16 protein-coding genes are annotated in these 21,451 nt (G+C 65.1%); 9 read left to right on the forward strand and 7 right to left on the reverse strand.

Features of this window, described 5'->3' with window-relative positions:
• Positions 1-133: 133 nt before the first annotated feature.
• The 3 genes from QFZ54_RS08335 to QFZ54_RS08345 all read left to right on the forward strand — a co-directional run bounded on the left by QFZ54_RS08335 (position 134) and on the right by QFZ54_RS08345 (position 3,861).
• Entirely contained in the window at positions 134-1,057 is a 924-nt protein-coding gene (locus QFZ54_RS08335) for an ABC transporter ATP-binding protein (RefSeq protein WP_307086222.1), read from the forward strand.
• A complete protein-coding gene (gene nadB, locus QFZ54_RS08340; RefSeq protein ID WP_307086224.1) occupies positions 1,054-2,631 on the forward strand; it encodes an L-aspartate oxidase in 1,578 nt (525 codons plus the stop codon). Before QFZ54_RS08335 ends, nadB begins: the two co-directional genes overlap by 4 nt.
• A 117-nt stretch (positions 2,632-2,748) precedes the next feature.
• On the forward strand, positions 2,749-3,861 hold the full coding sequence (locus tag QFZ54_RS08345) for a serine hydrolase (RefSeq protein WP_307086226.1): 1,113 nt from the start codon (positions 2,749-2,751) through the stop codon (positions 3,859-3,861).
• A gap of 135 nt (positions 3,862-3,996) precedes the next feature.
• Here the strand turns inward: QFZ54_RS08345 and QFZ54_RS08350 are convergent, their stop codons facing one another.
• The 5 genes from QFZ54_RS08350 to hflK form a co-directional block, all read right to left on the reverse strand.
• Positions 3,997-5,241: a M20 metallopeptidase family protein gene (locus QFZ54_RS08350; protein WP_307086228.1), complete on the reverse strand. Its 1,245-nt coding sequence runs from the start codon at positions 5,239-5,241 to the stop codon at positions 3,997-3,999.
• 173 nt (positions 5,242-5,414) lie between these two features.
• Positions 5,415-7,058: a helicase HerA-like domain-containing protein gene (locus tag QFZ54_RS08355; RefSeq protein ID WP_307086230.1), complete on the reverse strand. Its 1,644-nt coding sequence runs from the start codon at positions 7,056-7,058 to the stop codon at positions 5,415-5,417.
• Positions 7,059-7,168: 110 nt separating this feature from the next.
• The gene (locus QFZ54_RS08360; RefSeq protein ID WP_307086234.1) at positions 7,169-8,728 is read right to left on the reverse strand and encodes a Do family serine endopeptidase; all 1,560 of its coding nucleotides are present in this window, start codon (positions 8,726-8,728) and stop codon (positions 7,169-7,171) included.
• A 101-nt stretch (positions 8,729-8,829) separates the two neighbouring features.
• Positions 8,830-9,696, reverse strand: a complete 867-nt coding sequence (gene hflC, locus QFZ54_RS08365; protein WP_307086236.1) for a protease modulator HflC — start codon at positions 9,694-9,696, stop codon at positions 8,830-8,832.
• Positions 9,693-10,826: a protease modulator HflK gene (gene hflK, locus QFZ54_RS08370; RefSeq protein WP_307086238.1), complete on the reverse strand. Its 1,134-nt coding sequence runs from the start codon at positions 10,824-10,826 to the stop codon at positions 9,693-9,695. Before hflK ends, hflC begins: the two co-directional genes overlap by 4 nt.
• Before the next feature lie 70 nt (positions 10,827-10,896).
• On the opposite strand from hflK, the gene QFZ54_RS08375 reads away from it, so the two are divergent.
• The 5 genes from QFZ54_RS08375 (at position 10,897) to QFZ54_RS08395 (ending at position 13,673) form a co-directional block, all read left to right on the forward strand.
• Positions 10,897-11,847, forward strand: coding sequence for an Mrp/NBP35 family ATP-binding protein (locus QFZ54_RS08375; protein WP_307086240.1), 951 nt, complete (start codon positions 10,897-10,899; stop codon positions 11,845-11,847).
• A 98-nt stretch (positions 11,848-11,945) separates the two neighbouring features.
• On the forward strand, positions 11,946-12,377 hold the full coding sequence (locus tag QFZ54_RS08380) for a CoA-binding protein (protein WP_307086242.1): 432 nt from the start codon (positions 11,946-11,948) through the stop codon (positions 12,375-12,377).
• Positions 12,378-12,432: 55 nt separating this feature from the next.
• Entirely contained in the window at positions 12,433-12,768 is a 336-nt protein-coding gene (locus tag QFZ54_RS08385; RefSeq protein WP_307086244.1) for a hypothetical protein, read from the forward strand.
• Positions 12,769-12,779: 11 nt separating this feature from the next.
• Positions 12,780-13,196, forward strand: coding sequence for a hypothetical protein (locus QFZ54_RS08390; RefSeq protein WP_307086246.1), 417 nt, complete (start codon positions 12,780-12,782; stop codon positions 13,194-13,196).
• Positions 13,197-13,217: 21 nt separating this feature from the next.
• Positions 13,218-13,673 carry a hypothetical protein gene (locus QFZ54_RS08395; protein WP_307086248.1) on the forward strand — a complete coding sequence of 152 codons (456 nt, stop codon included), beginning with the start codon at positions 13,218-13,220 and terminating at the stop codon, positions 13,671-13,673.
• Between the two features lie 432 nt (positions 13,674-14,105).
• Here the strand turns inward: QFZ54_RS08395 and QFZ54_RS08400 are convergent, their stop codons facing one another.
• Entirely contained in the window at positions 14,106-15,395 is a 1,290-nt protein-coding gene (locus QFZ54_RS08400) for a homoserine dehydrogenase (protein WP_307086250.1), read from the reverse strand.
• Positions 15,396-15,486: 91 nt separating this feature from the next.
• On the opposite strand from QFZ54_RS08400, the gene QFZ54_RS08405 reads away from it, so the two are divergent.
• Complete coding sequence (locus QFZ54_RS08405) at positions 15,487-18,234, forward strand: [protein-PII] uridylyltransferase (protein ID WP_307086252.1); 2,748 nt, start codon at positions 15,487-15,489, stop codon at positions 18,232-18,234.
• A gap of 209 nt (positions 18,235-18,443) precedes the next feature.
• On the opposite strand, the gene QFZ54_RS08410 is transcribed toward QFZ54_RS08405, so the two are convergent.
• Entirely contained in the window at positions 18,444-21,263 is a 2,820-nt protein-coding gene (locus tag QFZ54_RS08410) for a TonB-dependent receptor (protein WP_307086254.1), read from the reverse strand.
• Positions 21,264-21,451: the final 188 nt, after the last annotated feature.

The following is a 21,451-nucleotide window of genomic DNA, read 5'->3' on the forward strand; positions in this document are numbered from 1 at the left end:
CTTCGGCGAAACAGATAGTGATGTCTCCCGACCGGCAGGCTGGATGCGACACCTCCGCGTCTCCGCGCGAACAAATCTTCTTTGCAACGCCTGAGGGGATGACCAGCCCCGCCCGCCCCGCTATGCCGCAGCCATGACCGAAGCTGCGATCGCCATCTCGAATCTTTGCAAAACCTATGCGGGCGGCAAGCGCGCGCTGGACGGCATCACGTTCGACGTGCCCCGCGGCCAGATCTTCGGCCTGCTCGGACCCAATGGCGCAGGCAAGTCGACGCTGATCAACATCCTTGCCGGCCTGGTCAACAAGACCGACGGCAGCGCCGCGATCTGGGGCTTCGACATCGACGAGCACCCGCGCAACGCGAAGGCGTCGATCGGTATCGTCAACCAGGAGATCCTGTTCGACCCCTTCTTCTCGCCGTTCGAGACGCTGGAGATCCAGGCCGGGCTCTACGGCGTCCCCAAGGCGAAACGCCGGACGATGGAACTGCTCAGCGCGGTGCATCTGGAGGACAAGGCGCATGCTTATGCACGTACGCTGTCGGGCGGCATGAAGCGCCGCCTGATGGTGGCAAAGGCCATGGTCCACTCCCCTCCCGTCCTCGTCCTCGACGAGCCGACCGCTGGCGTCGACATCGAACTCCGCCAGCAGCTATGGACCTATGTCCGCAGCCTCAACCAAGCCGGCGTAACAGTGGTCCTCACCACGCATTATCTCGAGGAAGCCGAAGAACTCTGCGACCGGATCGCGATCATCAACAACGGCCGCCTGATCGCCAACGAGCCGACGCGAGAACTGGTCGGCAAGGCGCAGGAAAAGATCGTCGCCGTCACCGTCGACCGCGACGTGACCGATATCCCCGCCAACGCCTGCTTCCAGAAGATCACGCTCAAAGGCAATCGTACGCTGGAAATCACCTATAAAAAGGACCGCGTGAACGCCGGCGAAGTCCTGGCCGCGATCCAGTCCGGCGGCTTCGGCATCGTCGACGTCTCGACCAAGGAGCCCGACCTGGAAGACGTCTTCCTCAGCCTGACCCGCGCCGCCAACGCATGACGAGCGACATCCTGATCGTCGGCTCGGGCGCTGCAGGGCTGACCGCGGCGCTCAACCTCGCCGACCGCTTCAAGGTCACGGTGCTAGCGAAGGGCGCGCTCAACGAAGGCTCGACCGCCTGGGCGCAGGGCGGGATCGCCGCCGTTCTCGAACCCGGCGACACGTTCGAGAACCATGTCGAGGACACGATGGTCGCCGGTGCCGGTCTCAACGACCGCGCGGTCGTCGAGATGGTTGTCGAGGGCGCCCCCGCCGCGATCGAGCGCCTGACACATCTGGGCGTGCCCTTCGAGACCGAAGGCAACGCGCTGCACCTGACCCGCGAAGGTGGCCACAGTCATCGCCGCATTGTCCACGTCGCCGACGCGACCGGCTGGGCTGTACAGGAAGCGTTGCAGAAGGCCGCGGAAGCGCACCCGAATATCACGCTGGTTCCCGACCAGATCGCGATCGACCTCGCCACCGGCCGTCACGAGGAACGCTATTCGGGTGCCGGCAACGTCTGGGGGGTCTACGCGGTCGACCGCAAGACCGAGCGCGTGGCCCTCTACACCGCGCGAGCGACGATCCTCGCGACCGGCGGCGCCGGCCGCACCTATCTGTTCTCGACCGCACCGCGCGGCGCGACCGGTGACGGCATCGCGATGGCGTGGCGCGCCGGCGCCCGGGTCTCCAACATGGAGATGATGCAGTTCCACCCGACCTGCCTCTACAATCTCGAGGTCAAGAATTTCCTGATCACAGAGGCGGTGCGCGGAGAAGGCGGGCGATTGATCAACCCATCGACCGGCAAGCGCTTCATGACCTATTACGACCCCGCTCGTATGGAGCTCGCGCCGCGCGATATCGTCGCGCGCGCGATCGATGCCGAGATCAAGCGCTACGGCCTCGATTACGTCCATCTCGACATCAGCCACATGCCCGCCGAGTTCATCCGCCACCACTTCCCGAACATCCACGAAAAGCTGCTGACGGTCGGCATCGACATGACGACCCAGCCGATTCCAGTCGTCCCCGCGCAGCATTACACGTGCGGCGGCATCGTCATCGACGAACACGGCAAGACCGACCTCCCCGGCCTGTACGCGGCGGGCGAGTGCACCGAATCCGGCCTGCACGGCGCCAACCGCCTCGCGTCCAACTCGCTGCTCGAATGCTTCGTGTTCGGCGAAGCGGCGGCGGACAACATCGCCGCGAACTGGGACAAGCTTCCCCCGCCCCCGCCAATCCGCCCCTGGGACGAAAGTCGTGTCACCGATTCGGACGAAGAGGTCGTGATCAAACAGACCTGGACCGAAATCCGACGCTTCATGTGGAATTACGTCGGCATCGTCCGCACCACCAAGCGGCTCGAACGCGCCAAGCACCGCATCGAATTGCTTAACGACGAAGTCGCGGAATATTACCAGCATTTCCGCGTCACGCCCGACCTGATCGAGCTCCGCAACCTGCTCCAGACCGCCGAGCTGATCGTCCGGTCCGCGTTGCACCGGCATGAAAGCCGCGGGCTGCATTTCACGCTCGATTATCCCGATACGCTGCCCGACGCGGTCGATACGGTTCTCGTTCCCTGAAGCCACCGCGACTCGGCGCACCCTCGGCGCGCTTCGTCGCAGCAGGCCGCGCATGCTGTTTCGCCGGGCCGATCAACGGATAAGGGTCGGTGCTCCAGTGCAGGGCATCAATCCATCATGACATCGGCGAGTGCGTTCAAGCGTCTTCTGGCAACTACGCTGTTCGGCGTGGTGCTTGCCGGCTGCGGATCGGCGTCGCGACCGAGCCCGCCTGCGGTCGCGCCGATGCACCAGGCCGAGGGTTTCCTCTCGATCCCGGTACCGCCGCCGTTACCGCGGACGCCTCGACCTGCACCAGCCAGCCTGGTCAACGCGATCTCCGAATTGCAGAGCGGGTTCCAGGGCAAGGCTGGGATTGCGGTGCGCGCGGTCGACGATGGCTGGACGGTCGAGGCCGGTGGGCGTCAGTTGCTTCCGCAACAGTCGGTCAGCAAGCTCTGGGTCGCGCTTACGGTGATGGACCTGCGCGATCAGGGCAAGATCCGCCTAGACGAACCGATCGTCGTGCGTCCTCAGGATCTGACGCTGTTTCATCAGCCGATCGCGATGCTGGTCAAGGGCGACGGGTATCGCACTACCATAGGTGAATTGCTGACCCGCGCGCTGACGCATAGCGACAATACCGCGAACGACCGGCTGCTAACGCGCGTCGGCGGGCCGTCCGCGGTACGGTCGATGATCACGCGCAAGCAGTTGGGCGCGATCCGGTTCGGCCCTGGCGAGCGGATGTTGCAGAGCGGCACGGCGGGGCTGGTCTGGCAGCCGTCCTATGCCGTCAATGGCGGATTCATGACGGCCCGCAATCGACTGTCGCCGGCCGTGCGCGAGGCTGCTCTGAACGCGTATGTTCGCAATCCGCCCGACGGCGCGGCGCCGATCGCGATCGCCGACGCAATTTCGCGGCTGGCGAAGGGCGATCTCTTGTCGGAAACCTCGACCAAGATCCTGCTCGATACGATGGGCCGTTCGGTCACCGGCCGCGCCCGCCTGCGCGCCTCGCTTCCCGGCGGCTGGCAGATCGCGCACAAGACCGGCACCGGCCAGGACCTCGGCCGCCGCAACGCCGGCTTCAACGACGTGGGCCTCCTCACCGCACCGGACGGTCGCCGCTACGCGATCGCGGTGATGATCGGGGATACCATCCGCCCCATGCCCGAACGCCAGCGGCTGATCCAGGCAGCAGCGGCGGCGGTCGCGAACTACGCGGGCAAAACGCGGCCGATAAGCTGAGATCCGTTCCTGCTGCCCTCCCTGACAGGGAGGGGTTGGGGGTGGGTCGGCCAGTTTGATCCACCGCCGTCTGAAATATGCGGAAGCCGACCCACCCCCTGCCCCTCCCTGTCAGGGAGGGGTGAGAAGACGCCCTCAGTCGAACCCATTCGCTAGAAACCGCTCCGCCACCGCGCAGTGCATCGCGATACCGTGCGCCATCACGCGCTCGTCGATCGTCATCTTCGTATTGTGGAGCGGCGGATTGGTTCGCGGATCGCTGCCCTCGGGCGCCGCGCCGATAAACGCCATCGCACCCGGCAGCTTCTGAAGCACGTACGAGAAGTCCTCCGCGCCCATCATCGGCGGCATCACCTGATAGGCACCCTCGCCGCCGATCGCGGTCGCGCACGCCTTCATCAGGTCGGTGGCACGCTCGTCGTTGACCGTCACCGGATAGCCCTCCTCGATCGTCGGCGTCCCGACCGCGCCATGCGCGGCGGCGATGCCCTCGACCATGCGAATGAACGCCGCACGGACTTGCTCCCGCGTGCGCTCCGAAAGCGTCCGCATCGTGCCGAGCATCTCGACGGTCGACGGAATGACGTTGTGCACCGAACCTGCGTGGAGCTTCGTGATCGACAGCACCGCAGGGTCGGTCACCGCCACCTGCCGAGCGACATAGGTCTGCAAGGCGGTAACGATCTCGCAGGCGATCGGCAGCGGATCGAGGCAGTCGTGCGGCATTGCGGCGTGGCCGCCGCGCCCGGTGATCGTCGCCCGCAACGTGTCGGTCGAAGCCATCAGCGTGCCCGCACGGCTGACGACATGACCCATCGGCATGTTGGGCGAGATGTGAAGCGCGAACCCAGCCTCGGGCAGCGGCGAGTCGAGCAGGCCGTCGGCGATCATGTGGCGCGCGCCGTGATGCCCCTCCTCGCCGGGCTGGAACATGAAGACGACCGTGCCGGGCAGTTCGTCGCGGCGCGCACACAGTGCCTTGGCCGCGCCGACCAGCATCGCCGTGTGCGAGTCATGACCGCAGGCGTGCATCGCGCCGTCGATTTTGGACGCGAACGGCAAGCCGGTTTCCTCCTGCATCGGAAGCGCGTCCATGTCGCCGCGCAACAATACCGTGCGCCCGTTACCCCCAGCAGTGCCGCCGCGCCCGCCACGCAGGATCGCGACGAAGCCGGTGGTGGAGGTGCCTTCGCGGATCTCCAGCGGAAGGCCGGCGAGGGCGGCTTTCACCTTGTCGGAGGTGCGGGGGCAGTGGAGACCGACTTCGGGATCGGCGTGGATCGCGCGGCGGAGCGTGATCGCGTCGTCAAGACTGTCTTCGCCGACGGCAGTCCAGTCGGTCGGGGCCCAGTCGGTGGTGGATTCGAAATCGAGGGACATGAGGAACTCCTGTCTAGCATTTGAGCCCCACCCCGGCGGAGGCCGGGGCCCAGTTGGGGAACAGAGGTAACGTGGGATGACGCTCCGTTACATCGACCTTGCCAACTGGGCCCCGGCCTCCGCCGGGGTGGTGTTTGTGTAGAGGGCAGCTCGCCCCCGATCATGGAGGCAGTCTAACCCCGGAAGAGGCCGCCTAAAACCCCGCGCAGGACTGTGCCCACCAAGCCACCGCTCGACGACGACCGCCGCGCCTTAGTGCCGAACACCTGCTTGCCGATCTCGTTCGCCACCTGCCGGCCGATCGACGAGCTGGCGGCGCGTGTCGCTGACGATGCCATCTTGGTCCAGGGCGAGTTCGCCGCCTCGCGGTCGGCTTCACGCTGTTGGCGATCCGCCTCGCGCCGATCCGCAACCCGAGCGCGTTCCGCCTCTTTCGCCGCCTTCGCATCAGCCTTAGCCTGCGCCGCCGCAACCTTCTCCGCCTCGGTCGTCGCCTTCGCCTCGGCCGCAGCCGCGCTAGCTTCCTGCGTCTTAGCCGCGAGCAACTCCTCCGCCGACTCGCGATCGACCAGCGTGTCGTATTTCGCGCCGATCGCATCGGTCTCGATCATCACCTTCCGCTCGGCCGACGTGATCGGCCCCACGCGCGAGGCTGGCGGCTTGATCAGCGTGCGCTCGACCGGGGTCGGTGCGCCGTCCGCCTGAAGCAGCGACACCAGCGCCTCGCCCACCTTAAGCTCGGTGATGATCGTCGCAACGTCGACGCCGGGGTTCGCGCGAAACGTCTCCGCCGCAGATCGCACCGCCGCCTGATCACGCGGCGTGAACGCACGCAGCGCATGCTGGACGCGGTTGCCGAGCTGCCCCGCCACCGTGTCGGGAACGTCGATCGGGTTCTGCGTGATGAAATACACACCCACCCCCTTCGAGCGGATCAGGCGGACGACCTGTTCGATCTTCTCCAGCAGCGCTTTCGGCGCCTCGTCGAACAGCAGATGCGCCTCGTCGAAAAAGAAGCACAGCACCGGCTTGTCGAGATCGCCGACCTCGGGGAGATGCTCGAACAGCTCGCTCATCAGCCACAGCAGGAACGTCGCATACAGCTTCGGCAAGGCCATCAACCTGTCGGCGGCGAGGATGTTGACGATCCCCCGTCCCTTATCATCCACGCCGATGAAATCGTTCATCTCCAGCGCGGGCTCGCCGAAGAAATTCTCCGCGCCCTGCGTGCGCAACTGGAGCAGCGAGCGCTGGATCGCACCGATCGACTGCTTCGAGACGTTGCCGTACGTCACCGTCAGCTCGTCCGCCCGCCCCGCGCACTCGGTCAGCATCGCCTGGAGATCGTCGAGATCGATCAGCAGCAGCCCTTCCTTGTCGGCCACGTGGAAGGCGATCGTCAGCACGCCCTCCTGTACCTCGTTCAGGTCCATCAGCCGCGCCAGCAGCAGGGGCCCCATTTCGCTGATCGTGGTGCGGATGGGATGGCCCTGCTCCCCGAACAGGTCCCAGAACTGCACGGGGTTGTCGGCATAGGCCCAGCTGTCGTCACCGATCGCCTTGGCCCGCTCGGCAAACGTCGCATGCGTCTTCGCGGTCGGCGAGCCGGCCATTGCGAGCCCCGACAGGTCGCCCTTCACGTCGGCGACGAAGCACGGCACGCCGTTCGCGGAGAAGCCCTCGATGATCCCCTGCAACGTCACCGTCTTGCCGGTACCGGTCGCGCCCGCGATCAGGCCGTGGCGGTTGGCGCGCTTCAGTTCGAGCGTCTGCGGCGTGCCGTCCACGCTCGCGCCGATGAAGATGCCGTCGCTCATGGTTCTCGTCCTCTGTATCCGGCGCCGACCCTAACCCCGCGCCCCGCAAAGAAAAAGGACCGCCGCTCGGGTGAGCGACGGTCCCTTTGATCGATCGTGTCGGTCGTGAATTACTTGATCTTGACCGGCAGGAACTGCGCCGGGCCACGTCCGCGCTTGACCTGCAACAGGACCTGCGGGCGACCGGCAGACTTCGCGACATTGACCGCATTCTGAACGTCGACCGCAGTACGAACGGGCGTGCCGTTGACCGAGATGACGACGTCGCCACGCTTCAGCTTACCGAACGCATCGCTGGTCTGCGCGACCACGGCGATGACCACGCCCTGAGTGCTCGGCTCGACGCCGACCGCCTGGGCGATCGCCGGGGTCAGCGGCTGGACGCCGATCCCGAGCGCTGCGCCTGCCGTCGGTGCGGCCGGCGTTGCGGAATCATCACCGTCATCGCCGTCGTCGGTACCGAATCCCTGCGCATCGCCACCCAACGTCGCGGCGAGCTTGTCGGCGCTCGGACGCGGTACGACGACCACGTTCGCAACCACCGGCTTGCCGTTGCGCAGGATGTCGAGACGCGCCGTCTGACCGGGCTTCACGTTCGAGACGAGGTAGGACAGCGACTGGTCGACGGTCACGACCTGGCCGTTGACCTTGGTAACGACGTCGCCAGCCCGCACGCCGGCCTTTGCCGCCGGGCCGCCGGCCGTCACGTCGTTGATCAGTTCGCCCTGGTTCTTGGCGATACCAAGTGCCGCGGCGGTATCTTCGTTGATCGTGCCGCCCGGCTGCAGCTGGACGCCGATATAGCCCCGCTCGATCGTGCCACCCTTCATGAAGGTGGCGATAATCGGCTTGGCAACGGCCGCGGGGATCGCGAAGCCGATGCCGATATTGCCGCCCGACTGGCTGAAGATCTGCGAGTTCACGCCGATCACGTTGCCGTTCAGATCGAACATCGGTCCACCCGAATTGCCCTGATTGATCGATGCGTCGGTCTGGATGAAGCGGTCATACGCGCCGCCCTGGCCTGTGACGCGGTTGATCGCCGAGACGATGCCTGCGGTGACGGTGCCGCCGAGGCCGAACGGCTCGCCGATCGCGACGACCCAGTCGCCGACGCGCGCGCCGTTCGAATCGCCGAACTTCACGAACGGCAGGTTCGCCGCATCGATCTTCAGCAATGCGAGATCGGATTCCTGATCCTTGCCGATGACCTTGGCGACATATTCCTTCTTGTCGCTGAGCGTCACCGTGATCGAATCCACCGTCGCGCCCTGCGCGCCCGGCGAGATCACGTGGTTGTTCGTAACGACATAGCCGTCCGGCGAAATCAGGAAGCCCGAGCCGAGCGAAGCGCCTTCGCGCTTCACCGGGGGGGCACCCGGCGCGCCGCCGCCACCCATGCCGCCGAACAGGTCGCCGAACGGCGTGCCCGCGAACGGATTGGCCTGCTGCTTCTGGACGATCGTCTGCTTGGTCGAGATGTTGACGACCGCGGGCTGGAGCCGCGCGACCATGTCGGCGAAGCTCATCGGCGCGCCGGGTTTCGGCGAGACGGCCTGGATCGCACCGGGTTCGTTCTGGGCGACCTGCGCGCCGCTCGGCTGGAGCGCGAGCGTCGCGGTCGCGCCGCCGAGGAGAAGAGCACTGGTAATGGCGTAGGCGTAACGCACTAGATGTTGTCCTCTCGTTTCATCAATCGAAACAAATGCCTGTTAGGCACACCGTCCTGAATGATGCTTGAATATGAACGGCATTCAAAGGTTCCGCAGGCTCAACGCCCGCGGCCCTCAAATTCCCTCAGATAACTGTTGTTCGGCGAAAGAATGATCGAAGTCGATCCTTCCGGAGCCGGACCGCCATCCGCGCCGAACGTGTGCCGATACGACTGCATCGCACGGTAGAAGTCGTAGAAATCGGCGTCCTTGCCGAAGCTCTCGGCATAGATCTTCGCCGAATCCGCATCGGCCTGCGCACGAACGATCTGCGCCTGCTTCTGCCCCTCGGCACGGATCGTGATCGCTTCCTGCTGGCGTGCGCTCGACATGCGCTTGAGCGCGCTCTCGAGCGGCAGGCCGACGGGCAGGTTCGCCTGCTTGATCCGAACGTCCACGATCTCGACGCCGTACTGGCTGGCGACGCGCTGAAGCCCCTTCTGGATGTTGTCCATCAGTTCGGACCGCTCGGGGCTCAGCAGTTCGACGAAGCGCCGCTTGCCGAGCTCGTTACGCAGCGCCGAGCCAAGGATCGGGCGAAGCTGATCGGGGATACGGTCCTCGCTGCCGACCGCATTCCGCATCTTCCGCGGATCGACGATCCGGTAGCGCGCATACGCATCGACTTCGAGACGGAGCTGATCGGTCGACAGCACCAACGTGTTGTCGAGTTCCAGATCCTGCACGCGCTTGTCGATCCAGACGATCCGGTCGACGAACGGGATGCGCGCGATCAGGCCGGCGCCGGTCTGGCCGAACGCGGTGTTGGGCTGCCAAGCGTTGACGGTACGGATCGGCTGGCCGAAGCGCAGGATCACCGCCTGCTTCGTCTCAGGCACGATCGAAAACGTCGCTGCAGCGAGGATCACCAGCAGCAGCGCGACGATCCCGGCGAAGATCGGGTTACGGAAACTCACGGCGTTCACTGGGCAGCTCCAGACTGGGGGGCAGCCGCCGCCGCGGCAGGCGCTGGCGTCGACTGCACAGCCTCCGGGTTCGGCAAGCGCTTGGCGTTCGACAATGGCAGGTACGGCACCACCCCGCCCGGCGTCTCGACGATCGTCTTGTCGCTCTTGGCGAGCACCGCCTCCATCGTCTCGTAATACATACGGCGGCGCGTCACTTCAGGCGCGAGGCGATACTGCTCGTAGACCTTGTCGAACGACGCGGCCTCACCCTGCGCACGGGCCACGACTTGCTGCGCATAGGAGCGCGACTGGTTGAGGTTGGCGATCGCCTCCTGCTGCGCGGCGGTCACGGCGTTGAAGTCCTCGACGATCCGCGCGGGCGCAGCCGCCTGCTTGATCGCGACGCCCTGGATACGGACGCCCGACTTGTAGTCGTTGAGAATCTGCTGCGTCATCTCCGCGACGCGCTGTTCGATCACCGTGCGCCCCGTGCCGATCGCCTGGTCGAGCGTCGTCGTCGCAACCACCGCACGCATCGCGCTCTCGGCAGCGGCGCGGACGGTCGCGTTCGGCTCAGCGAGCTGGAACACGTAATCGCGCGGATCGGCGATGTCCCAGCGCACCGAATAGGCAAGGTCGATGATGTTCTGGTCGCCGGTCAGCGTCAGGTTCTCGCCTTCGCCGACGGGGAAGTTGTCGGTACGGATCTTCTGCACGTCGACCACCGTCACGTCGGCGATCGGCGCAGGCATCGTGAGGCGAACGCCTGGATCGAGCGTACCGGCATATTTACCGAAATAAGTGACGACGCCGCGTTGCTGTGGGCCGATCTGGTGGACCGAAGTGAACAGGATCCAGACGACCGCGATGATAGCGACGCCGATCGCCCAGAGCGCACGGGCATTGGCGCCCGACGGCAGCCCACCGAAGCCGCCATTGCCGCCGCCCCCGCCGCCCGAGCCACGCGCTTTCCGCAGAAACTCATCGAGCGCAGTCGGCTTGGCCGCAGGTTTGCGACCACCGGGCGGCAGGGCCCAGGGATTGCGCGGACCAGGGTTACCGTCGTCGCCCGAGCCGCCCCAAGGGCCTTTCGGTGTTTCGGTGGCGAGGATATCGGGGCGCCGGAACCAGCGCGAGAAGATCGTCATACCAACCTTTATAGGTGTGCGGCGGCGGAAAAACAGTGCCAAGCGCCCTTAGCGGCCCTATCTGGCCACGATGATCGATATCGAAGCGGTAAAGGCGGCGGTTGCCGCAGTGGCGGGCAAGCGGGCAACCGTCCGGCTGGAGGGAACACGGGCCGGCATCATCATCGATGCGACCGGGCTCGACCTGCAGGCGCGCGATGCGCTGGAGGCAACCGTGCGGATGGCCGCGACGCAGCCCGGCGTGACCGAAGTGCGGATCGCGGTGACCGCCGAACGCTCGACCCGCCGCCTGATCGCGGTCGCCAGCGGCAAGGGCGGCGTCGGCAAATCGACGCTCGCCGCCAATCTCGCCATCGCGATGTCGCGCGCCGGTCGCCGCGTCGGGCTGGTCGACGCCGACATCTATGGCCCGTCCCAGCCACGCCTGATGAACGTCGAGGGCACCCGCCCGACCGCGAAGGACAAAGTGCTCGACCCCGTCCCGACCCCGTACGGCGTACCGCTTCTGTCGATGGGCCAGCTCGTCGAGCCCGGCAAGGCGATCGCCTGGCGCGGGCCGATGGCGGCGGGTGCGCTCGGCCAGCTGGTCGAGGCGGACTGGGGCCTGACCGATACGCTCGTACTCGACCTGCCGCCCGGGACTGGCGACGTCCAGCTGACGATGGTCCAGAAATATCGCCCGGCGGGCGCGGTGATCGTCTCGACTCCGCAGGATCTCGCGCTAATCGACGCGCGACGGGCGATCGACCTGTTCGAGAAGGCCGGCATCCCGATCATCGGGCTCGTCGAGAACATGGCCGGCTATATCTGTCCGCATTGCGGCGAGGCGTCGGACCCGTTCGGCAATGGCGGTGCGGAGGCGGCGGCGCGCGAACTCGGCATCCCGTTCCTCGGTCGCGTACCGCTGACGATCTCGATCCGCACCGCGTCCGATGCGGGGACGCCGCCGGCTTCGAACCCCGACGATACTGTGTTCATGCCGATTGCGGCTCAGGTCGTCGCATGGCTCGGAAAACTTTGAAACCCGCGAGCCTGATCTACGTTGTCTGATTACCGGTCGTACCCGACGCGTAGAGTTGCGGTACGAGCGGACCAGATTTCCCCCGACAGGAGGCATCGATGCCGTTGACCGCCGATGCCGACATCAAAGACTTGCTCGAAGGCGCACGGACGATCGCGATGATTGGCGCGTCCGATCGCCCGGACCGCCCTTCCTACGGCGTGATGGCCAAGCTTCAGGCACACGGCTACCGCGTGATCCCGGTCAATCCGCAGATCACCGGCGAGCATATCCACGGCGAGTTCGTGTTCCGCGACTTGTCGCAGCTCGGCGACCCGATCGACATCGTCGATGTCTTCCGCAACTCGGCTGCGGCCGGCGAAGCCGTCGATCAGGCAATCGCAGCGGGCGCGAAGGCCGTCTGGATGCAGTTGGGCGTCGTTAACGACGAAGCAGCGGCGCGCGCAGAGGCTGCGGGGCTGAAGGTCGTCATGGACCGGTGCCCCGCCATCGACATCCCCAGGCTCGGGGTCGCCAAGATCGAGCAATGACGCTTGCCCTGCTCGGTGATCGCGGCCAGTCTGCGTGTCTGTTCGGGAGGCGCCGATGCTCGCGATGCTGTTGTCGATGACGATCGAAGACCCGCTAATGGCAACCGCGAAAGCACGCATGGCCGCCGAGCAACCCTGTATCCAGAGCGCCGACGAGACCGACATCACCGTGTGCGGTATGCGAACGGCAGACCGGTTTCGCGTCCCGTTCGTCGTCCATGATCCCGGCGATCCGGCGCATGAGAGCGTTCGCAACGAACGCACGCGTCTGCTCCGCCGCACCTCGCCGCTCGCCGATCTCAGTCCGTTCCAGGTCGGCGGCGGCATGGCGGGCGTAACGATGACCGTCGGCGGCGAAGGCGGCACGTCGTTCCGCAAGCCCGCACCGTAAGGGGTTATCCGATGTTCGCCGCCATCCTCTCCGTGCTGATGCAGGTCGCCACACCGTCTCCGAACGCGGCGCCGGAGCGATTTTCGATCCTGGTCGATCCGTGCGCGGCCACTTCGAAGGATGGCAACGAGATCGTCGTCTGCGGTGGCCCCGAAGCGAACACCCCACGCCTGCCAATGCCGGACGAGCGCGGCCCGCCCGACCACGCGGTAGCATCGAATCCCAACCTCAGCGCCGTCCGCGCGCTGGACTTGTCGGATACACCCTGCGCCGCTCGACAGGGGGGATGCCAGGTCGGCTTTGGCCCGCCGATAGCCCCGATCGCCAAGGCGGCGGTCGGGCTGATCAAGAGCGCGCTGGCGAAGAAACCCGACAAGCGGGGCCGCGTGTCGATCGACCTCGATGGTCCCGTCGGTACGGTGAACTAGGACTTTGAAGGCGCTGTGATCTTGCTGTCGATCCTGCTGCAAGGCACCGCGCCGACGACGCCGATTGTCGTACCCCCGCCGCAAAGCTGGTCGATCCTGAATCCCCCCGCCTGCCCCGGTTCGAGCCCGACCGAGATCGTCGTCTGCGGCAGCAACGGGTCGTCGGAGCAGCGTCTCCCCCTGCCCGGCGAACGCCCGCCGCAGGACCGCCAACGCCAGCCGACCGGCGATCCGCGCGCTGCGCTCGACAATGCCGGGCGCCCCTGCCCGCCGGGTGGCTGCACCAGGGTGAATTTGCTGACGGTCCCGGTCGTCCTGATCCGCGGCGTCGGCGCGCTGATCGATCCGCATAGCTGCTGCGAAAATGGCGAGGGAAAGGATCCGATGGCGCTGGCGCGAGACGTGGCCGGCAAGTTCCGGAAGAAGCCGGATACGTCGAACCGCATGCCGATCGTGCTGGATGAACCAGTGAGGTAGACGCGCCTCCGCTGACCAAGGCAGGATGTTTCCCCGCGAAGCCGGGTACCCAGACTGGACTCCCGCCTTCGCGTGAGAACAAGAGGGAGATGGTCGAGCAGCAATCGGTACGACCGACCGCCTCTACGGGAAATTCCCCCCTCCCTGGAAGGGAGGGGTCGGGGGTGGGTAGGCCGCTTGGGAAGGCCAACCTTCAACCACAAGCCAACCCACCCCCAGCCCCTCCCTTCCAGGGAGGGGAGCAGAAGACCCTCAATCCAGACGATCGCCGCCACCCGGGCAAGGATCGCCACGCTAGCAAGGATCCCCCCCCCCGGCGAAGGCCGGGGCCCAATTGGAGGACAGGGCTGATGAAGGGCGCGCAGCGTTACTGCGACCTCTCCAATTGGACCCCGGCCTTCGCCGGGGTGGTTGACACCAAGGTTGCCATCCTCAATCCAGAATATGCATCCACATCGGCTGCCCCACCAGACTCTGCGACCCACGCAGCTTCTCCAGCGCCTGCGCAATCGACCGCTCCGGGCTTTCATGCGTGACGATCGCCACCAGCACGCTGCCATCCGCAATCGCCCCCCGCTGGATCAGGCTCTCGATCGAGACGCCCGCGTCACGCATCGCCGCCGCGATCTCCGCCAGCACCCCGACCCGGTCCGCAACGGTAAAGCGCAAATACGCGCGACCACGCCGCTCGCCGCTGTCCGCCTTCGGCGCCGCCGTGAGCGACACCACCGGCATCGCGAACGGCGGCCCGAACTCGCCCCGCGCGATGTCGATCAGGTCGGCCACCACGGCGCTTGCCGTCGGTCCATCGCCGGCACCGGCACCCTGGAACAGCAGGCGGCCGACGAAATTGCCCTCTGCCACGACCGCGTTGAGCGATCCGGTGACGTGCGCCAGCGGATGATCGATCGGCACGAGATGCGGATGCACGCGCTGGAACAGCCCGTCCGCCCCCGCTTCCGCCAACCCGAGCAGCCGCACGCGATACCCCAGCGCCGCCGCTTCGGCGATGTCCGCGCCCAGCAGATGGCGAATACCGCCGATCGCGACGTCGCCGAACGCCGGCTGCGTCCCAAACGCGACCGCGGCCAGGATCGACAACTTGTGCGCCGCATCGACGCCGTCGATGTCGAAGCTCGGATCGGATTCCGCAAACCCGAGCGCCTGCGCCTCGGCCAGCACCTCGGCAAAGTCGCGACCTTCCGACTCCATCTTCGACAGGATGAAATTGCAGGTGCCGTTGAGGATACCATAGACGCGGGCGATCTCGTTCGCCGCTGCACCCTCGCGAAGCCCCTTGATTACCGGGATGCCGCCCGCAACCGCCGCCTCGAACTTCAGCGCGACGCCCGCCCCTTCAGCTGCCTGCGCGAGTTCGAGCCCGTGATGCGCGATCATCGCCTTGTTCGCGGTGACGAAACTCCGCCCCGCGCCCAGCGTGCTTCGCGCCAACGTCAACGCCGGACCATCGGAACCACCGATCAGCTCGACCACGACATCCGCCCCCGGCTGCTTCGCCAGTGCGGTGGTGTCGTCGACCCACGCGAACCGCGACAGATCGACGCCGCGATCCTTGCCCCGATCACGCGCCGAAACCGCAACGATCTCGATCTCGCGCCCGGCCCGCCGCGCAATCAACTCGCGGTTCGCATCGAGCAGCCGGATCACCCCGCCGCCTACAGTCCCCAGCCCGGCCAGGGCTACGCGCAATGGTTCGCTCATTTTCGTCCTCCACTCGCGCGTCCGGTTACGTTTCACAGACGTTTTGCGCAATCCTGATGACGCACGTGCCCGGTGCCCCTATCTGGGCGTTATGTCCGGCCGCTTCGATCACCTCCCCAACCGTCGCACGATCATCGATCGCCGCGCCGTCGCCGAAACCATTGCTGCGTTGGAAGGCGTCGACCCCACTGCGCTCCGCCGCGACGCGACCGCGTTACTGAAGGCCGCGCTGGAGAAGGGCCGAATCGAAGTCGAACGTCGCCTCGTCGAACATCCGTCGCGCGGGTTGGAAGCGTCGAGTGCGCAGGCCTATCTGATCGACGCGCTGCTCCGCATCCTGTTCGATTTCACGACGCAGCGGCTCTACCCCCTGCCCAACCCGACGATCGGCGAGCGCCTGACGGTGATCGCTGTCGGCGGTTATGGCCGCGCGGAAATGGCACCGCATTCGGACGTCGATATCGGCTTTCTTACGCCCGGCAAGCAGACGCCCTGGGCCGAGCGCGTGATCGAATCGATGCTGTACGCATTGTGGGATCTCGGGCTGAAGCTCGGCCAGTCCAGTCGCTCGCTCGACGAGATGGTCCGCCAGGCCAAGAGCGACGTCACCGTCCGCACCGCACTGCTCGAGGCGCGCTACGTCTGCGGCGACACCGAGCTGTACGAACAGGCGTCGCACCGGTTCAAGACCGAGGTCCAGGCGGACACCGCGCGCACCTTCATCGCCGACAAGCTCGCCGAACGCGACGCGCGTCACCGTAAGATGGGCGACACGCGCTACGTCGTCGAACCCAACATCAAGGAGGGCAAGGGCGGCCTGCGCGATCTTCACGCATTGTTTTGGATCGGCAAATACATCTACGACGTCCAGCGCGCCGCCGAACTGGTCGAGGTCGGGTTGTTCACCAAGGCCGAGTACCGCCTGTTCCACCGCGCCGACAATTTCTTCCAGGCGGTGCGGTGCCATCTGCACAGCATCACCGGCCGCGCCGAGGATCGCCTGACGTTCGACCTGCAACGTGAGATCGCCGACCGGATGCGGTTCTCGGACCGGCCGGGCAAGTCGAAGGTCGAGCGGTTCATGCAGTTCTATTTCCTGCAGGCGAAGACCGTCGGCACCCTCAGCGGCGTGTTCCTCGCGCATCTCGACGAGAAATTCGCGGCGCGGGGACGGCGTTTCGGGCTGCCGACGATCCGCCGCTCACCGCGAAAGCTCAACGGCTTCGTGCTCGATCGCGGTCGGCTGGCATTGCCGAGCGACGACTTCTTCCAGGCCGATCCCGAGCGCCTGATCGAGATCTTCCAACTGGCGGACAAGCACGGCGTCGAGATCCACCCCCTGGCCATGCGAGCCGCCGCCCGCGACGCTAAGCTAGTCGACGACGTCCGCACCAGCCCAACCGCGAACGCGCTGTTCCTCGACGTCCTGACCTCGCCTCGCGATCCCGAACTGGTGCTGCGCTGGATGAATGAGGCGGGTGTTTTCGGCCGCTTCGTGCCCGATTTCGCGCGCGTGGTCGCGCAGATGCAGTTCGACATGTACCATCACTACACGGTCGACGAGCACACCATTCGCGCGATCGGCCTGCTCGCGCGGATCGAGAGCGGCGCACTGAAGGAAGAACATCCGCTTGCCAGCGCCATCTTCGAACAGATCGTGTCGCGGCGTGCGCTGTATGTGGCCGTACTGCTCCACGACATCGCAAAGGGGCGTGGCGGCGATCATTCGATCTTGGGTGCGGAAGTGGCGCAGCGTCTTTGCCCGCGCTTCGGGCTGACCCCGGCGGAGACGGAAACGGTCGCGTGGCTGGTCCGCTGGCATTTGCTGATGTCGGCCACCGCGTTCAAGCGCGATCTGAGCGACTTCAAGACAATCCTCGATTTCTGCGACGTGGTGCAGAGCCCGGAGCGTCTGCGGCTCCTGCTGACGCTGACGATCGTCGACATCCGTGCGGTCGGACCGGGCGTGTGGAACGGCTGGAAGCGTCAGTTGCTCGGCGATCTGTATGAGTCCGCCGAGGAGGTGCTCCGCCTCGGTCACAAGCAGAAAGGGCGTGCCGAACGGATCGCGGCCAAACAGGAGCATCTCCGTGACGCGCTCGGCTGGGACGAGGCGACGTTTGCGACGCTCGTCCACCGGCTGCCAGAAGCCTATTGGATTGCCGAGCCCGAGGACGTGCTGGCGCACAATGCGCGCTTCCTTGCGAACACCGGCGACGCGCAGCTCGCGATCGACGCGCATGTCTATCCGGGGCGCGGTGCGACGCTTGTTACGATCTACGCGGCAGATCATCCGGGGCTGTTCTACCGTATAGCCGGCGCCATTCACGTGGCGGGCGGCAACATCATCGATGCGCGGATCCACACTACACGCGACGGGATGGCGATCGACAATTTCCTCGTTCAGGACCCGTTCGGGCGTCCGTTCGACGAATCCGGGCAGCTATCGAGGCTGAAGACCGCGATCGAAGATGCGCTCGCCAACCGTGGCAAGCTGGCCGATCGACTGGTGGCAAAGCCCCTGCCCCGGACACGCGCGGAAGCCTTCGACATCGTTCCGAATGCGCTGGTCGACAACAAGGCGTCGAACCGGTTCACGGTGGTCGAGGTCAACGCGCGCGATCGGCCGGCGCTGCTTAACCAACTCGCCAACGCGCTGTTCCAGTCGAAGGTGACGATCCACTCCGCACACGTCGCCACCTATGGCGAGCGGGCGGTGGATACGTTCTACATTACCGACCTCACGGGGGACCGGATCACCCAGCCTGCGCGGTTGAAGACGCTGGAACGAAGGTTGCTGGCAGCGGCGGCAGGGGAAGAGATCGATCTGGCGGCTTAGAGCTGCCGTCATGCCGATGACGGACCTAGTGAACGCCCCCTCTTCGTCCATCCTCGCGAAGGCGGGAATCCATATCCTTCAAGCGTTCGCGAGCCTGTCGTAGGGTCAGCCCGTATGGGTTCTTGCCTCCGCGGGAATGATGAAGGCGGACAATAAAAAGCCGGCCGCACCTGGGTGCGGACCGGCTTTTTCTTACCCTGACGCCTCTATCAGAAGCGCGAACGCAGCGTCAGGCCGTAGGTGCGTGGTTCGCCCAGATACGACGAGAAGATCTGGTTGGCGGTCGACCCGAATGCCTGGGTCTGCGCCTGGCTGCCTGCTCCCTGGAACGGCGCGTTGAAGGCAACCTGCTGATAGTTGGTGTCGAGCAGGTTCTGCGCCCAAACTTCCAGCGCCCATTTTTGCTGCGGTCCACGGATGCCGACGCGCGCGTTCACCAGGAAGAAGCCGTCCTGTGCCTTCTCGGGGAACAGATCGGAACCGGTGTTGTAGTCGCTGGTCATGCGGCCATCGACGTAGAACAGCGCGGTAAGGCCCGACGAGCCGATATCGGGCGTCCACGCGGTTGACGCGGTCACAGTATGCTTCGGCGCGTTCGACAGGTTGCTGCCGGACAACAGGAACAGCGCGGGATCGAGCGGCTGGCCATCCTCGCTGCCGACCAGATTGTTCCGGAAACGCGTGTTCGTGTAGGTATAGCCCAGGTTGACCGAATAGTTCGGGGCCGGGAATAGACCGGCCTCCAACTCGAGACCCTGCGATACGACGCCGTACTTTACGTCGCCCGTACACGCACCGGTCGTCGCGCTAGCGTCCCGATCTGCGCCATTCAGGTCGTCGCCGCACGTACTGATGTTCTGAACGATGAAGTTCGTGCCGTTGAAGGTGTTAAGCTGGAAGTTCTTGAACTCCTGACGGAAACCCGCAACGTTAAACGTAAAGTCCTTCGAGGTGAACTTCAGGCCGACTTCGTACGAGTTAACGGTTTCGGGATCGAAGCGGAGATTGGCTACGCTTGCGTTGGTCGGCGACGCGAACACGTTCGCGGTCAGATCAGATCGATCGAGATTGTAACCGCCTGCCTTGTAGCCACGCGAGTAGCTCGCATACAGTAGAGTATCGGTACGTGGCTTGTACGAGATGACGCCTGTGCCGGTGAACTCGCCTTCCTTGAAGCCGTTGTTCAGGTCGAGGCCGTTGAGCGCAGATGTCGAGTTACCCGTGCAGGTAAGCGTGACGATACCACCGACGAGGGTCTTGAGCGCGGCGGGAACCACTGGGCTGGCGAGAAGCGGGCTGAGGTTGGCCTGCTGAACCGGGCAGACCGTATTGTTGTTATTGAAATCGGCGTGGAAATCCTTCGCCTCGTGCGTGTAGCGCAGACCGCCGGTGATCGAGAGCTTGTCGGTCAGCTTGAAGATATTGTGCGTGAAGAACGCGTAGTTTTCGCTGTCCTGGTAATAGGTCGAGCGTTGATCGCCCAGGTTGTTGAGCGTGCTGAGGCGATCGAGACCGGCGAGGATCGTTGGTCCAAGAGCGCCGAACCCTGCACCAAGCGCCTGTCGTCCGTTAGCGCCGCCTAGCGCAGCCTGCGGAGTCGTGCTCAGGCAGCCCGGGTTGTTCGGGTTGCGCAATGCCGCCAGCGGATTGGCCGTCGCGACGATACGGCAGGCGGCGAATGCCCCATATTGCGTGCCGAACTTGAGGTTGTCGGCAACGACCAGGTCTTCCTTCGAGTAATAGCCGCCGACCAGCCAGTTCAACCGGTCGTCGAACAGCGAGCCGTTCAGGCGGACTTCCTGGCTGAATGTGTGAAACTGACGGTAGCTGTTCCCGTCGTCCGCACGGTAACCGATGTCGAGGTTGCCGTAGTCGATGTCGGCGGCACCACCAGATTTGTATTCCCGGTATGCCGTGATCGAAGTGAGCGACGCCCCTCCGAGATTGACGTCGATCTGGCCCGAGCCACCGTAATCCGTCGTCACGTTCGAGTACGCGCGGCCGAGTGTATTCGCGATGCGGCGGTTATACGGATCACCCGCGCTCGGGAACACGGCGCCCATGCTCTGCATGACCTGGACGATGCGGTTGCCGGCCGGGTTGATCGCGAAATCGCCAGCAACGCCGGGGGTCGGATCGATCTTTTCCTGCGTGTTGATGTAGACCGCGCCGCAGCATTTCTCGTCGCGATGCGTATAGTCGCCGATCAGGCGGACGGTGACGTCCGACGATGGCTCGAACAGCAGCTGGCCCCGGACGAAATAGCGGTTGCGGTCGTTGTAATCGGTCTGATTGATGGCATCGTAATAGAAGCCGTCGCGCTTGCCGAACACGCCGTCGAGGCGGAACGCCAACTTGTCCTTGATGATCGGGCCGGTAAGCCCACCTGCAATGCGTACATTGTTATAGTTGCCGTACGTTGCTTCGGCATAGCCTCCGAAGTTGTAGGAAGGCAGCTTTGTCAGGATGTTGATCGAGCCCGCGGTCGCGTTACGGCCCGACAGCGTCCCCTGTGGGCCACGCAACACCTCGATACGGTCGACTTCGCCGAGATCATTCAGGCCCGAACCGGTGCGACTGCGATAGACCCCGTCGATGAACACCGCGACCGAGCTTTCAAGGCCGGGATTGTCGCCGACGGTGCCGATGCCGCGGACGCGGGCGGACGCGTTGGCCTCGCTCCCGGTAGAGGAAATCAACAGCGAGGGAACGAGCTGCGTCGCCTGGCGGATGTCGTTGGCCCCGGTATTTTCTAACGCGGCAGAACCGACCGCAGATACAGCGATAGGCACGTTGGAAAGACGCTCGGAACGGCGCGTAGCCGTGATGACGATGTCGCTGGCATTGCCCGAATAAACTTGCTGCGTTGCAACCGGCGCCTGACCCGCGTCAACAGAGCCTGCGGCCGTGCCCGACGTGGTCGTGGCGGTTTGAGCTTCGGGCTGCGTAGTCGGCACGTCCTGCGCAAATGCCGGCGTTACCAGCGCCGTGGTCGCTGCAGCGGACAACAGATATGCGATCATACGCATCGGCATTCTCTCCCTGAGTGTTCGAATGTTTTCGAACTTATGGTTTGGACGTTAGGTAGAGGCGGACAGGCCTCCGCGTCTAGCAATTTCCGCATACGGAAACGTATTTTTGAATAACGTGTCTCCAAATCGCCACATAGCGCCCCGCAGCAAACCCTAGTTTCAAAACGCAACGGTTTTGAGTTGAA

This window comes from Sphingomonas faeni (assembly GCF_030817315.1).
GTDB lineage: Bacteria > Pseudomonadota > Alphaproteobacteria > Sphingomonadales > Sphingomonadaceae > Sphingomonas > Sphingomonas faeni_C.

Coding starts and splice junctions, on each gene's coding strand:
- QFZ54_RS08335 (WP_307086222.1), top strand. CDS start 134: ATGACCGAAGCTGCGATCGCCATCTCGAATCTTTGCAAAACCTATGCG.
- nadB (WP_307086224.1), top strand. CDS start 1,054: ATGACGAGCGACATCCTGATCGTCGGCTCGGGCGCTGCAGGGCTGACC.
- QFZ54_RS08345 (WP_307086226.1), top strand. CDS start 2,749: ATGACATCGGCGAGTGCGTTCAAGCGTCTTCTGGCAACTACGCTGTTC.
- QFZ54_RS08350 (WP_307086228.1), bottom strand. CDS start 5,241: ATGTCCCTCGATTTCGAATCCACCACCGACTGGGCCCCGACCGACTGG.
- QFZ54_RS08355 (WP_307086230.1), bottom strand. CDS start 7,058: ATGAGCGACGGCATCTTCATCGGCGCGAGCGTGGACGGCACGCCGCAG.
- hflK (WP_307086238.1), bottom strand. CDS start 10,826: ATGACGATCTTCTCGCGCTGGTTCCGGCGCCCCGATATCCTCGCCACC.
- QFZ54_RS08375 (WP_307086240.1), top strand. CDS start 10,897: ATGATCGATATCGAAGCGGTAAAGGCGGCGGTTGCCGCAGTGGCGGGC.
- QFZ54_RS08380 (WP_307086242.1), top strand. CDS start 11,946: ATGCCGTTGACCGCCGATGCCGACATCAAAGACTTGCTCGAAGGCGCA.
- QFZ54_RS08385 (WP_307086244.1), top strand. CDS start 12,433: ATGCTCGCGATGCTGTTGTCGATGACGATCGAAGACCCGCTAATGGCA.
- QFZ54_RS08390 (WP_307086246.1), top strand. CDS start 12,780: ATGTTCGCCGCCATCCTCTCCGTGCTGATGCAGGTCGCCACACCGTCT.
- QFZ54_RS08400 (WP_307086250.1), bottom strand. CDS start 15,395: ATGAGCGAACCATTGCGCGTAGCCCTGGCCGGGCTGGGGACTGTAGGC.
- QFZ54_RS08405 (WP_307086252.1), top strand. CDS start 15,487: ATGTCCGGCCGCTTCGATCACCTCCCCAACCGTCGCACGATCATCGAT.
- QFZ54_RS08410 (WP_307086254.1), bottom strand. CDS start 21,263: ATGCGTATGATCGCATATCTGTTGTCCGCTGCAGCGACCACGGCGCTG.